Annotated in this window: 10 protein-coding genes; 5 read left to right on the top strand and 5 right to left on the bottom strand. The window is 66.6% G+C overall.

Annotated features, from left to right (window positions below):
• The first annotated feature begins 107 nt into the window (after nucleotides 1-107).
• From ASF32_RS02940 to ASF32_RS02925, 4 genes are all read left to right on the top strand, one after another.
• Entirely contained in the window at nucleotides 108-1,346 is a 1,239-nt protein-coding gene (locus ASF32_RS02940) for an MFS transporter (RefSeq protein WP_056423512.1), read from the top strand.
• A complete protein-coding gene (gene fhuF / locus ASF32_RS02935; protein WP_056423509.1) occupies nucleotides 1,343-2,056 on the top strand; it encodes a siderophore-iron reductase FhuF in 714 nt (237 codons plus the stop codon). The genes ASF32_RS02940 and fhuF overlap by 4 nt, the downstream gene beginning before the upstream one ends.
• On the top strand, nucleotides 2,050-3,831 hold the full coding sequence (locus ASF32_RS02930) for an ABC transporter ATP-binding protein (protein ID WP_056423506.1): 1,782 nt from the start codon (nucleotides 2,050-2,052) through the stop codon (nucleotides 3,829-3,831). Before fhuF ends, ASF32_RS02930 begins: the two co-directional genes overlap by 7 nt.
• Before the next feature lie 1,227 nt (nucleotides 3,832-5,058).
• On the top strand, nucleotides 5,059-7,791 hold the full coding sequence (locus ASF32_RS02925) for an EAL domain-containing protein (RefSeq protein ID WP_244477872.1): 2,733 nt from the start codon (nucleotides 5,059-5,061) through the stop codon (nucleotides 7,789-7,791).
• Nucleotides 7,792-7,918: 127 nt separating this feature from the next.
• Here ASF32_RS02925 and ASF32_RS25045 read toward each other — a convergent pair whose 3' ends face one another.
• Nucleotides 7,919-8,107, bottom strand: coding sequence for a hypothetical protein (locus tag ASF32_RS25045; RefSeq protein ID WP_156467658.1), 189 nt, complete (start codon nucleotides 8,105-8,107; stop codon nucleotides 7,919-7,921).
• Between the two features lie 302 nt (nucleotides 8,108-8,409).
• Between ASF32_RS25045 and ASF32_RS02920 the strand changes: the two genes are divergently transcribed.
• The gene (locus ASF32_RS02920) at nucleotides 8,410-9,477 is read left to right on the top strand and encodes a spore photoproduct lyase family protein (protein ID WP_056423503.1); all 1,068 of its coding nucleotides are present in this window, start codon (nucleotides 8,410-8,412) and stop codon (nucleotides 9,475-9,477) included.
• 40 nt (nucleotides 9,478-9,517) lie between these two features.
• Here the strand turns inward: ASF32_RS02920 and ASF32_RS02915 are convergent, their stop codons facing one another.
• From ASF32_RS02915 to ASF32_RS02900, 4 genes are all read right to left on the bottom strand, one after another.
• Nucleotides 9,518-10,201 carry a class I SAM-dependent methyltransferase gene (locus ASF32_RS02915; protein ID WP_056423500.1) on the bottom strand — a complete coding sequence of 228 codons (684 nt, stop codon included), beginning with the start codon at nucleotides 10,199-10,201 and terminating at the stop codon, nucleotides 9,518-9,520.
• A 61-nt stretch (nucleotides 10,202-10,262) separates the two neighbouring features.
• Nucleotides 10,263-11,330, bottom strand: coding sequence for a glycosyltransferase (locus ASF32_RS02910; RefSeq protein WP_056423497.1), 1,068 nt, complete (start codon nucleotides 11,328-11,330; stop codon nucleotides 10,263-10,265).
• On the bottom strand, nucleotides 11,327-12,244 hold the full coding sequence (locus tag ASF32_RS02905; protein WP_056423494.1) for a galactosyltransferase-related protein: 918 nt from the start codon (nucleotides 12,242-12,244) through the stop codon (nucleotides 11,327-11,329). The genes ASF32_RS02910 and ASF32_RS02905 overlap by 4 nt, the downstream gene beginning before the upstream one ends.
• Nucleotides 12,245-12,292: 48 nt before the next feature.
• Nucleotides 12,293-13,429, bottom strand: a complete 1,137-nt coding sequence (locus ASF32_RS02900; RefSeq protein WP_056423722.1) for a glycosyltransferase — start codon at nucleotides 13,427-13,429, stop codon at nucleotides 12,293-12,295.
• Between the last annotated feature and the right edge of the window lie 13 nt (nucleotides 13,430-13,442).

Genomic DNA, 13,442 nt, shown 5'->3' with positions numbered 1-13,442 from the left:
CCATTAAAGTGCCTTCTCGGAGGAGCCGGCGTGACCGGCGCGGGAGTATGGTTCCCAGGGTCCATGCCTATCCTCGACGGGCAACCGGGCCGGGCGGCGCGGAGCGCATGAGCGGGATCTGGTTCGAGGGAGCGTCCAGAGCGTGGCGCCGCGCGCGGCCCCTGCTGCCGTTCTTCTGCCTCTACATCACCTTCGGGACCACGCTGGGTTTCCTGGCCAGCGGCGCCCCACTGATCTTGCGCGCACGCGGCGTCGAACTCGCCGAGATCGGCCTGCTGCAGCTCATCAACTTGCCCGTCGGTCTGACGTTTCTCTGGGCCGTCGCCATCGACAGGCTGCGCCTGCCCGGCCTCCCGCATCGCATCGGCTGGATCGCGCTGATGCAGGGCGCGACCATCGCATTGCTGCTGGTGCTGAGCCTGGGCGAGGCTTGGCCGCTCGGCCTGCTCCTCGGCCTCGCAGTGGCGACCTGCTTCTGCGTCGCCACCATGGACATCGCCCTCGAAGCTTTGGTGGTCGAGACGGTGCCCGCCGACCGGCGGCCCTTCGTGGCGTCGGCCAAACTCTCCGGTGCGTCGCTGGGCGGAATCGCCGGCGCGGGGCTACTGGTCGGGTACTACGACACGGTCGGCTGGCAGGCCGCCGTGCTGGGCATCGCCGGCCTCAACCTTCTCTGCCTGCTGCCGATGCTGCGCTACCCGGAAGTCCGGCTCCGCCGCGGTGCCGCTGATGCGGAGCGCGTGGCAGCCCCGTTCGAACGCCTGCGCCTCCTGGCGCCGCGCATCCTGGTCCTGGGCCTGTACTTCGCGGCCATGTTCGCCCTCTCCGGCCTGAACAACCTCGCCCTGCTGGATCTCGGGGTGCCGTTGCGGGAGGTCGGATTTGTCACCGGTTCTCTCTCGCCTGTCATCAACCTCGTCATGGCCCTGGTCTCGGGCGTCCTCGTTCGACGGGTCGGGACCCTGCGACTGATCACGGTCTCGGCGCTGGGCGTGATCGCTGGAGGCGGGTTGATGATCGCCAGCGCTGCCATCGGTTCGGCCACGCTCGCCATAGCCGCGACGATCGTCGGCATCGTCAGCGGCGGAGGGCTCGGAGTGCCGGTCTTCAACATGATCTATCGCTGGGCGCAGGGGCCTCGCCCCGCCACCGATTACGCGCTCCTGTTCGGGGCGGCATTCTTTGCCGCGATGCCGCTGCGGGTCGCCGCGCCGGCGCTCGCGGCGCATGTGGGCTGGCCGGGCTACTTTACCGCCGCGATCCTGTTCTACACCGTCGCCTTCGCCGCACTGCGCGCGACGATCCGCCGGACCCTTGATGCCGATCGGGTCGCGGGGGTCGCATGATCGATCAACTCGCCGCGCTGGTTCCACCGTCGCTGTCGGCCTTCGGCTGCCGGATCGCCACGGCGCCGTCCGGGTCCGGCACCCGGCCGCTCTCGATCCTCACCAGCAAGGCCAGGTTCGACGAGGTGGTGGACGGGTTCGGAAGGGCATCAGGCGAAGGCTTCGAGACCGCCGACCGCCGCGCCCTCGTCTCGCTCTGGACGCAGTATTACCTCCCCGCCCTGATCATCCCCTACTTCACCGCGCTCAGCCGCCTCGGCCGCGCCCTGCCGATCGGGTTCGACCGGGTCGGCTTCGAACTCGACGAGGGCGGCATCGTCTCCCGCTTCATCGTGGCGGAGGAGGACGACCGGCGCGCAGCCCCGGAGCCCGGGCTCGAACCCCTGATCGAGGGGCATCTGCGACCGTTCTTCGACCTGTGCCAGACGCATTACGGCCTCTCCCGCCATGTCCTCTGGTGCAATGCCGGCGTGACCGCCGATTTCGCCCTACGCGAGTTGAGCGGGGACGCCCTGCCGGCCTCCTCCCGCGTCGAGGCATGCCTCGGACGTTGCGGCAGCGATGCGTTCGGCTGCTGCCCGCTGGCCCAGGCTTTCCGTGGCGGCGAGGAGCGGCGGCGGCGGGTTTGCTGTATGCGCTACCGCATACCGGGCGTCCCTTCCTGCGGTGCCCTCTGCCCCGTCGATCACCTGACGAAAGCATCATGCTGAAGGACTTCCTCGCTTATTACCGCCCGCACCGGACCCTGTTCCTTGTCGATTTCGGCTGCGCGGTCCTGTCGGGCCTGCTCGAACTGGGCTTTCCCATGGCCGTGAAGGCCTTCGTGGATGTGCTGCTGCCGCGCCAGGACTGGCAGTTGATCGTGCTCGCCGCCGTCGGCCTCGGCGTGATCTACGTGGCCAATGCCGGCCTCATGGTGGTGGTGACCTATTGGGGGCACGTGCTCGGCATCAATATCGAGACCGAGATGCGTCGCCGTGCCTTCGATCATCTGCAGAAGCTCTCGTTCCGCTATTTCGACAACCAGAAGACCGGTCACCTCGTCGCCCGCGTCACCAAGGATCTGGAGGAGATCGGCGAGGTCGCCCATCACGGGCCGGAAGACCTCTTCATCGCGGTGATGACCTTGGTCGGCGCCTTCGCGCTGATGGTCTACGTCCACCCGCCCCTGGCCTTCCTGACCGCCGCCATCCTGCCGGTGATCGCCTTCGTCACCCTCCGCTACGGCGGTCGCATGACCCGGAACTGGCAGACGCAATACGGTCGTGTCGCCGCCTTCAATGCCCGGATCGAGGAGAATGTCGGCGGCATCCGCGTGGTGCAGGCCTTCGCCAACGAGCCGCATGAGCGGCGCCTGTTCGCCTCCGACAACCGGAAATACCGCGAGACCAAGCTCGAAGCCTACCGGATCATGGCGGCCAGCCTGTCGATCAATTATCTCGGCATGCGGCTCGTCCAGATCGTCGTGCTGCTGGGCGGCGCGGCCTTCGTCGTGCGCGGTGAGCTCTCGCCCGGTGGGTTCATCGGGTTCCTGCTGCTAGTGGGCGTCTTCTACAGACCGCTCGAGAAGATCGGCGCCGTCGTCGAGACCTACCCGAAGGGGGTCGCGGGCTTCCGGCGCTACGCGGAGTTGCTCGCTACCGAACCCGACATCGTCGACCGCCCCGGCGCCGTCTCCGTGCCGGCGCTGAAGGGCGACATCCGCTTCGAGGAGGTGAGTTTTGGCTACACCGCCGGCCGGCCCGTCCTGTCGGGGCTCGATCTCGACATCGCGGCCGGGGAGACCGTCGCTTTCGTCGGCCCGTCCGGGGCCGGCAAGACGACGTTGTGCTCCCTCATTCCGCGGTTTTACGAGGTAGAGAGCGGGCGCATCACCGTCGACGGCATCGACATCCGCGACCTCACCCTCGCCTCCCTGCGCCGGCAGATCGGCATCGTGCAGCAGGACGTCTTCCTGTTCGCGGGCACGATCCGCGAGAACATCGCCTATGGCCGGCTCGACGCCACCGAGGCGGAGATCGCGCAGGCCGCGGAGCGGGCCAAGCTCACCGCCCTGATCGAGGGCCTGCCCAATGGCCTCGACACCGTCGTCGGCGAACGCGGCGTCAAACTCTCGGGTGGCCAGAAGCAGCGCCTCGCCATTGCCCGCGTGTTTCTCAAGAACCCGCCGATCCTGATACTGGATGAGGCCACCTCGGCCCTCGACAGCGAGACCGAACAGGCGATCCAGGGCTCCCTCGTGGAACTCTCCGAGGGCCGCACCACCCTCGTCATCGCCCACCGGCTCGCCACGATCCGCAAGGCGGACCGGATCGTCGTGGTCGGTCCGGAAGGCATCGTGGAGCAGGGACGGCACGAGGTGCTTCTCTCGGCGAACGGGGCCTACCGGCGCCTCTACAACGCGCAATTCGCCCAGGCCGACGATGCGGCGGACCGGGTGCGGATGGCCGCCCGGAAGGTCATCCTGGAGAACGCTATGCCGTGATCCCGAGGGCCGGCGCGTCCTTTCGGATCGGCCCTGCCGTTCTGACGGCCCCCTTCCTTGGCAATGGCACGAACCAAATGCAGGGACGTCAGGACGCCATTCAAGAGATGCCATCGCGCCGCAAAGGCGGATGCTCGGCTTCTTGCTCCAACACAGTCGCTGAGCGCCGACAACTTCCTGTTCTAGACCGCGCCTTCAAGCGGCAAAGAACGCGGCGCGTGCCATCCCATGGACCGGACCGGAATTGCATCCGAGCCGGCCCATAAATCCCGTCTCGACCGGGATGACCGATGCGAAACGCTTCATTTCGGTCGGCCGGGAGGCGAGCGAGAACCACCAGCATCGTGGATGCGACCGTGTCCGCGACGGTGGAACCGATGCGTTTCGGGCTCCGGGCTCGATTCTTCCTCTCCACGCTCTTGAAGCGACGCATAACGATGCGCGGAGCGGGGATTTCGACGCCCGAACGAGAAGGTCGCCAGCGTAACGACGCGCGCATCGACGACATCAATGGATGAATGTGCAGTTTATCGATAGGTTTTGCTAACTGCCACTCGTGATGCTGTTTGCAAAACGCGAGTTCACCATGCGTAATCCCCTCGCCATGTGAGGATCATTACGATGAAGCCATGCATTCCCGCCCTGGTCGCCATCTGCAGTTTGGCATCGGTGCCTGCGATGGCCTTTCCCATCGCCTCAAATCTTGCGAGTGAGGCTCCGGTGCTGAGCGTTGCCGGAGGCTGCGGGCCAGGAGCGTGGCGTGGCCCATGGGGCCATTGCCGCTCGACGCCTTATGTCGGTCGCCTGCCGGGCGGCTGGTATCAGGCACGGGCCGGCAATGGCTGCCCTCCCGGTTACTGGCGCGGGCCGTGGGGGCATTGTCGCAACACGCCCTATCACGGCCGCTTGCCCGGTGGCGGCTGGAAGTAGCGGGTGCGGTTTCCCGAAGCCTGGGGCAAGGCTCGCTCTCCGTGAGCACCGGTCGCCGGGACCCGGCATCTGAACAGGTCGGCGGCGAGCCAGGAGGTCGCGGCTTTATTGAGGAAATCCCCGTCTCGATCAGACCTCTATTATAACTTAAGGCAAAAGTTCCGAGTTTTTTAAACCGTACCCCGGCAGGCTCGCCCCTAATTGGCGAAAGGCTGTCGTTGGATGTATCGTGCATTTTTGTGCATGACCGAGGAGCATCACTGGTGGGTCGTACCACTGGCCATCCTCGTATGCTGGGTGTCGAGTCACACCGCTCTGCGGCTCGTCCGCCACGTCTTTCGAAGCCAGGGCTTCGAGACATGGGCCTGGCTGTTCGCGGCTGGTTTCTCGGCCGGTGCCGGCATGTGGAGCACCCACTTCATCGGGATGCTCGGCTATGATCCAGGCCTCGCGACCGGCTACGATCTGACGCTCACCCTCGTTTCCCTTCTTGTCGGCATCCTCGGTTCGCTGGTGGCGCTCGCCTTGTCCCGATGGAGCGCAGCCCCCGCGGTGGCTGTCGCGGCCGCGGTGATCCTGGGCATCAGCATGACGGGGATGCATCTCGCGGGGATGGCGAGCCTGCAGGTCGCCGCTACCCCTGTGATGAACTGGCCGCTCCTCGCCACGGCGCTGCTCATCGGCTGGTCGCTGACGGCCATCGCCTTCGTGATTTTTGCACGCGACACGCTTCGATACGCCACCACCGTGGCGGCGACGCTCCTGACGATTTCCGTCGCGGGCGTGCATTTCGCCGCCATGGGCGCAGCCGAGCTGATCCCGAACATGGCCGCGCCCGAAATTGCGTCGAGCCTGCCGCGTTTCGCGCTGGCGTCGGGCATCGCCGCGACCATGCTGACGATTGTCGGTTTCGCGGGACTCGCCCTGTTCGTCGACCGCATGCGCCGGGCCAACCAAGCGTTGCGCACGAGCGAAGCCGCTTATCGGCTTCTCGCGGAGAACACCAAAGACGTCATCATCTGGTCCGACCTCGATACCATCCGCCGTTATGTCTCGCCCGCGTCGGTGGCGGTGCTCGGTTATCCTCCCGAAGACATCATTGGCACCCGGCCCATCGATTTCGTCCATCCCGAAGATATCGCCCAATACCGACATGTTCTCTCCGACCTTGTCGAGGGCCGGATCGAGGGAGCTATCACGACCCAGCGCTATCGTCGGCAGGACGGCTCCTGGGTATGGATCGAAGCGTGCCTCAAGGTCACGCGCCTGCCCGGCTCGTCCGAGCCCATCGGCTACGTGTCGTCGTTACGCGACGTCACCGACCGCAAGGCCGCGGAAACGGCGTTACGATCCAGCGAAGAACGGCTCGCTTTCGCCCTGGACAGCGGCAGCGACGGCCTTTGGGACTGGGACCTCCCGACGGGCAAGGTGTGGCTCTCGGACCGTTGGCAGAGCATGCTCGGCTACGATCCCGGCGAGATCGAGGGGCATATCGAGGCATGCGAACAGCTAACGCATCCCGTCGATGTCGCGACGGTCCGCCGGCTCCTCCTCGACCATATCGGCGGGCGAACGCCGATTTTCGAATGCGAACTTCGCATGCGGAAGAAGGACGGGGGCCATACCTGGATCTTATCGCGCGGCAAGGTGGTGACACGCGACGCAACCGGACGCCCGCTGCGCATGGTCGGCACGCATATCGACATCGCGGAACGCAAGCATGCGGAACATCAGCTCGAACATCTGGCCACGCATGATGTGCTGACCGGCCTGCCCAACCGCGCGCTGTTCCGGGACCGGCTCGGCCGGGAAATGGACAATGCCCAACGACGCGGGCACATCTTCGCCGTCCTCGCCTGCGACCTCGACCGCTTCAAAGCGGTCAATGACAGCCTCGGCCATCCGGCGGGAGACAGCCTCCTTCGAGCCGTCGCCGAGCGGTTGACGTCGGTCATTCACGAGGGCGACACCGTTGCGCGATTGGGCGGCGACGAATTTGCCATCGTGCTGAGAGAACCCGATCTCCTTCAGACTGCCACCACCACGGCGCAGCAGGTGATCGAGGCGCTGCAATCGCCCTTCGACCTCGGCGGCCGCTCCGTCAGTGTCGGCGTCAGCATCGGCATCGCTGTCGGGCCGCAGGATGGCGGCGACCCGGATCAGTTGTTCAAGAATGCCGACATCGCCCTTTACCGCGCCAAGGCGGCCGGGCGGAACACGTTCCGCTTCTATGAGCCCGGCATGGATGCGGCGATCGCCGCGCGCAACGTTCTCGAACTCGATTTGCGCGAAGCCGTGCGGCTGGGTCAGTTCGAATTGTACTATCAACCGATTATCGAGCTTGCCACCGACACGACCAGCGGCTTCGAGGCCCTGATGCGCTGGCGTCACCCCGTCAAAGGCTTGGTTTCGCCGGCTGATTTCATCCCATTGGCCGAGGAGACCGGCCTGATCGTTCCCCTCGGCAGCTGGGCCCTGCGGGAAGCCTGCCGCGAAGCGGCGGCTTGGCCAGGCGACCTCCGGGTGGCGGTGAACGTCTCGGCCGCGCAATTCACGACGCCCGGCCTGGAGCATTGCGTCGTATCGGCTTTGGCCGCGTCCGGTCTGCGGCCGGACCGCCTGGAGCTGGAGATCACCGAGAGCGTGCTCATTGGTGATGCGGACAGCGTGACGGCTTGCCTTCACCGGCTTCGTGCGCTCGGGATCCGCATCGCGCTGGACGATTTCGGCACCGGCTACTCATCCCTCAACTACCTGCGTCGATTTCCCTTCGACAAGATCAAGATCGACCGGTCGTTCGTTTCCGAGATCGCCGATGCGGACACCGCCGCCATCGTCCGCGCCATCGTCGGACTTGGCGGACGCATGGGAGCGAGCATCACGGCGGAAGGGGTCGAGAACGACGTTCAACTGTCCTGCATTCGTCGCGAAGGATGCACGGAAGCTCAGGGCTATCTTCTGAGCAGGCCCCTCCCTGCCCTGGAAGCGTTCGAGTTCGCTTCCACCAGGAAGCAAAGCGCTGCCGCTTGAAGCTGGTCACGAACTCCCGGTGATGGATCGGTCTCCCCCGGGGAGTCAACGCAAAGGAAGACTCGTCAGAAACGTCCTGTCCTACCTGACCGCAAACCCGGGAGACTTCGCATCGGCCAAAGCGGCGTCAGCGGTCTTCACTCAGGATTCTCAAGGCGCAAATTTTCTGGTCGAGCGCGATCAGCATGTCGATGAGGGTGTAAGGCGCGGGTCCGCGATGCGCCATCTCCCGCGCAAGGGCCTGCTTTTCCAATTCCAGCTGATCGATGAGCGTGTCGAAGCAGATCATGCCCGAGATACGCGGCAACCAAGGCAATAGTTTCACCTCCTGTGACGGACGCGTCTTGAGCGCATGTTTCGACACCGCCGCAAAGAGGGCGAGGTTAATTATCTGTTAACGATAGGGTGGCTCATCGGGCCCGGCGGCCAATCTCCGCCTCGGATTTCCGCCGCGCGACGTTCGCTCCCCCGCGATGGCCCGTCACTCGTCCGCTGGACTCGATCGAGCCCCGAAACACGGGCGGCGCGACGACCAGATCGACGGCGAGGGCCATCCCCTCCGGCCCCCAGAGCCCTATCTTACGTGGCACGGGGCGAACGCGCGCCGCAGGACACCGCATGGCCCTTTCCCGCGACATTCTGGATATCAGGACGATCTACCACGAGCCTGCGGTTTCGAATTTTCCGCGCGGCCTCGCCATCCTCGACCGCTTCCCCGACGCCGAGCGGATCGAGGTGCCGTCGCACTGGAACATCCCCTCCCTGCACGGCAACGAAGGCTCGGCGGAGGACTGGCTGCGGATCAAGCGCTCGACCTTGGTGCTCGGGGTGAAGAAGGGCCTGACGATGCGGCCGAATGGGCGCAGCGCCCATTTCATCGCGCCCTCCACCTCGAATGGCTGCGCCATGGCCTGCGCCTATTGCTACGTCCCCCGTCGCAAGGGTTTCGCCAACCCGATTTCCCTCTTCGTCAATGTCGAGCAGGTCTGCGCCGCCATCGCCCGCCATGCCGCGCGCCAGGGAAGGCTTCCCGAGCCGGATACGGTGGATGCCGACCATTGGGTCTACGATCTCGGCGAGAATGGCGATCTCTCCGTGGATGCGAGCCTCTCGGACAACGTGCGCGACATGGTCGGTCTGTTTCGGGATCTCCCGAACGCCAAGGCCTCCTTCGCCACGAAGGCCGTGAACCGGGAGCTGCTGACCTACGATCCACAGGGCAAGACCCGGATCCGCTTCTCCCTGATGCCCGAACGGATCGCGAAAGTGGTGGATGTGCGCACGGCCCCGATGCGTGAACGCATCGCCGCCATCGACGACTTCGTGGCGGCAGGGTTCGAAGTCCATGTGAACTTCTCGCCGGTCATCCTCTACGAAGGCTGGGAGGCCGATTGGCGAGAACTGTTCACCGCCATCGATGACGGGATCGGGGCGGCGGCGAAGGCGCAACTCAAGGCCGAGATCATCCTGCTCACGCACAATGCGGATCTCCACGCCGTCAACCTGAACTGGCATCCCCGCGCGGAGGACCTGCTCTGGCGGCCCGATATCCAGGAGGAAAAACGGTCACAGGGTGGCGGCGACAACCTGCGCTATCGAAGCGGCTGGAAAGGGCGGTGGATCGCGCGTTTCAAGGATCATCTGGCCGAGCTGATGCCCTATTGCCAAGTCCGCTATGCCTTCTGAAGCGATGGCGTCCGAGGTGCCGATGCACCCGGCCTAGGTTTCAGACCGGCTTGAGGAACTTGCACTTCCCCTCCTGCGACCAGGGCCCCTTTACGCCGGCTTCCGCGCAGAAGGCGTCGACCGCCCGCGTGACCCCGGGGAAGCTCCCACCCAGGCGGTCATAATCGTCGGCGACGAACAGGCCGCCCGGGCGCAGAACCGGCCACCACGCCCGAAGGTCCGCCGCCACGGAGGCCTCTTCGTGGCCGGCATCCAGATGGATGACGTCGGCCGTGACGTTGCGTAGGCGCATCAGTTCCGCAGCGTTCACCGAGTCCAGTGGAAGCGGCACGACCCGGTCCGCCAGCCCCTCGCGCAGGACGTTGGCAAGGAAGCTCCGGTAGAGGCTCGGATAGCCGTGTTCGGTGGCAAGTTCGGCGAACAGACCCGAATCCGCCCAATGATCGACGGCGCCGAGCCAGGTATCCACCGCGATGACGGTTCCCTCGATGCCATGCGCCGCCATGGTCCTGGCCAGATGCAGTGTGCTCGCGCCCTTCCAGGCGCCGATCTCCACCACCACGTGAGGCCGGAATTCGATGATGGCTTCGTCGAGATAGGGATGGACGCTGCGCCAGCCCTGGAGATCGAGGGGCCGCAGGTCATCCGGCGGGTTCGCGAAGGGATCGCGGCCGTGCCAGAGGGCGTCGATGACGGCGCGGCGGGTCCAGGGAATGGGGCTCATGGGCGGCTCACGAAGAGGTTGCGCCCAACCTCGGGGCGGGCATCCGGAGGGGCGAGGGAACTCAGGGCCGCTTCACCTGCGCCTGCACTTGCGCGTAGAGGGCCTCGCAGCGTTCCAGCCAGAGATCGCGGGTGAACAGGCGCATGACACGGGCGTGCGGGACCTCGCGCGGGATCGTGAGGGTCTCACCGATCGCGACGGCGAGCGCAGAAATGTCGTCCGGCGGCACGAGGTATCCGGCCTCGCCCACGACCTCCGCGGCGGCCCCCATCATGATCCCGGCCACCGGCACGCCGCAGGCCATGGCCTCGATCGCCACGAGGCCGAAGGGCTCGTCCCAGCAGGGCGTGAACAGGAAGACGGAGGCGCGGCCGACCTCCTTCGCAAGGGTGTCGCCGGAGAGGTGGCCGCCGTAGCGGATGGCGCCGCCGAGCTGCGGGGCGACCCGCGCGTCCCAGTATTCCCGATCCTCGATCGGACCGAACAACGTCAGGGGGAGGCCGGCGCGCTGCGCCGCCGCGACGGCGAGATGAGTGCCCTTGATGGGCGCGATGCGCCCGGACCAGACGGCGCTGCCATCGCCCCGATCACGATAAGGCCAGGCGCGAGGATCGATGCCGTTATGGAGGACGGACACATTCTCCGGTGGCGCATCGGGCCACCAGACCCGGCTCTGGGCCTCCGACGTGACGGTGATCCGGTGCCCAGGCACGAGGCTCTCGTGCACGAACCAGCGCAGGGCGTCGTAGGGCGGGACGTGGAGCGACGTCACGGTCGGCACCGCCGCCAAGCGCCGACGCTCCAGGGGCAGGCGGCTCAGCGAGTTGTTGTGCAGCACGTCGAAGCCGCCGGCCGCGATCCGGTCGCAGGCGGCGGCGTAGCCGGCATCCACATGAGCCTTGAGCCCGGAATCGCCCCGGTGCTCCAGACCGGGGAAGCTGCGCTCGTGATGCACCGGGATCACCGGATCGATCGCGAAGCGCGGGTCGCTGTCCCCGGCGGCGAACAGCACCACCTCGTGTCCCCGCGCCATCAGCCCCTCGGCGAGGGTCCAGCAATGGGCTTCCATGCCGCCGGCGAAGGGAGCCGCCACCGGATGGCGCAGATGGGCGAGGAGCGCGATCCTCACGCGGTGAGAGCCGTGGCCGACTGGGCTTCGAGGTACCGGATGACGGAGGCCGAATTGCTGTAGGGCTGATGGCTCTGCTGGCCGGTGAGTGCGAAATCACCGGGCTCCGGCCGGCGCAGGATGCGGATCGGCTGGTCGGGAGTGTCGTCGATCAGGCCCATCACCTTGAAGGCGTAGAGCCAGTGGCCCATCGTCCGGTAGCCCCACTTGGCCTCGAACAGTTCGGCGTTGCGCACCACACTGTCGAGATGGTGGACAGGTGGCATGTGGTGCGGATGGTACTGGTGATAGGCGAGGCCGCCCTTCATCCAGGCGATGGGAATCCCACCCTGGTCGAGGATCTTGCCGAAATCCGTGTCCTCGCCGCCATAGCCGGTATAGCGCTCGTCGAAGCCGCCGGTGGCTAGGAAGGTCGATCGCCGGATGGCGAAGTTGAGGGACCAGAAGCAGCGATAATCGGGACAGATTTCGAGGCCGGAGGCCGGGGGGCCCCGGCGGTCGGAATGCTTCTCCGCGACCGCTGCAAAATCCGCGATGGTCCAGTCGCCCGCAGTGGCGTGCTCAGGCAGGTGGAGCACCTCACCCATCAGCAGGCCGTCGAGTTCGGCGAGGCCTCTTGCATAGTCGGCGACGAGTTCGGGGGCCGGGATGCAGTCGACGTCGAGGAAGATGACCGCGTCCCCGCTGGCTTCCGCGACACCCCGGTTGCGGGCCGCCGCCAGCGGCAGATCCGTACCCGGCACCAGGATCTGGCGGACCGGGAAGCCGACCTCGGGCAGGTCGTAGGGCATGTCCTGCATCACCGCGATGATGAACTCGGCGGGCCTCTGCGTCTGGCGCTCCAAGCCCCGCAGCACGTTGCGCAGGTGCGCGGGCCGTCCCTTGGCCAAGGTCACGACGGAAACGGTGGACATCGGTCGGTCTGGCTCCGGGCGGGTTTCAACGATGGGGTCGAGGGGCATTCAGCCTGCGGCAACGACGGTGAGCGCGGGACGCTCCGCTGCGCCCTGCCAGAGTTCGTCGGTCAGCCCTTCGAGCCAGCCGGCGGCACGACGGGCGGCGTCCGGCGCGTAGAGGCTGCGCAAGGGCGCGGGGTCGAGGGCGCGGGCCCGGTCGAGGAGATCGCGCCAGCCCTGCAGGTCGCCGGGCCAGACCGGGGCCTGGACGGCCGCACCAAGCCGGACCAGGGCCTCGGCTTTGCGGGTCTGCTCACCGAAGTAGCGCCATTCCGGCATGACGATCAGACGCCCGCCGACGCGCGCGACCTCGTGGATCGTGTTGTCGCCCGCCGACGCCACGACGATGTCGGCCGCGGCGAGATAATCGGTCACCGAGGGTACCCAGCCGAGTTCGCGCAGGTTGGAGAAATCCGTCTCGTGCCCCTCGCGGTGGGTGGGCCCGAGAGTCAGCCAAAGGGCTTCGGGCGCGGCGCGTGCGGCCACCGTCAGGGGGGCGTAGGGGGTGCCACTGCCCCCTCCCCCCGTGACCGCGACGACAACCTCGCGGTCGGGGTCGAGGCCGAGCTTCGCACGTGCCTCGGCGCGGCCCAGGACTCCGTCGACGCTGGTGCAAAGGCCGCCGCTGTAGAAAGTCTTGGCCCGCAGCTGAGCCGGGTAGTCGTCCTGTTCCATGCGTTCGTCGAACGGGGCCAGCATGCCGACACAGGCCTCGTAGGCGCCCAGATGGCCAATGTCGGAGCGGTCCCCGTGCATGCGAATCTGCACCGCCGGAACGCTGGCGATGCGCGCGAGCAGCGCGATCTCTGCGGAGACGTCGACCACGAACAGGCCGACGTCACGTTCGTCGAGATGGTCGAGGATCCGCCGCATGGTCCGGCGCATCTCGGTGAGGCCGAGGGGCACGCAGTGCATCACCTGCGGCGTCGGCTCTGCATAGAGTCGCGGGGTCGGCACCTCGGCGCCGATCATGTTCGGCAGCGTCACGATCTCGATATCGCGGGAAAACCCCTCGAACAGCTGCGGGCCGGCGGTGAGCACGGAAACGGGCCGGTCCCGCGCGAACTCGGCCGCCACCGCCATCGTGCGGTTGGCATGGCCGCGTCCCTGGTGGTGGACGAAGAACGCGATGGGCTTCTTGATCGATGTCACGGGT

Origin of the sequence: Methylobacterium sp. Leaf91 (assembly GCF_001422815.1) — a bacterium.
Classification (GTDB): Bacteria; Pseudomonadota; Alphaproteobacteria; order Rhizobiales; family Beijerinckiaceae; genus Methylobacterium.
This window is presented reverse-complemented; position numbering and strand designations above follow the sequence as displayed.

Bases quoted from the DNA above. Each gene is read 5' to 3' on its own strand.
- ASF32_RS02920 (WP_056423503.1), top strand. From the start codon at position 8,410: ATGGCCCTTTCCCGCGACATTCTGGATATCAGGACGATCTACCACGAG.
- ASF32_RS02940 (WP_056423512.1), top strand. From the start codon at position 108: ATGAGCGGGATCTGGTTCGAGGGAGCGTCCAGAGCGTGGCGCCGCGCG.
- ASF32_RS02915 (WP_056423500.1), bottom strand. From the start codon at position 10,201: ATGAGCCCCATTCCCTGGACCCGCCGCGCCGTCATCGACGCCCTCTGG.
- ASF32_RS02930 (WP_056423506.1), top strand. From the start codon at position 2,050: ATGCTGAAGGACTTCCTCGCTTATTACCGCCCGCACCGGACCCTGTTC.
- ASF32_RS02905 (WP_056423494.1), bottom strand. From the start codon at position 12,244: ATGTCCACCGTTTCCGTCGTGACCTTGGCCAAGGGACGGCCCGCGCAC.
- fhuF (WP_056423509.1), top strand. From the start codon at position 1,343: ATGATCGATCAACTCGCCGCGCTGGTTCCACCGTCGCTGTCGGCCTTC.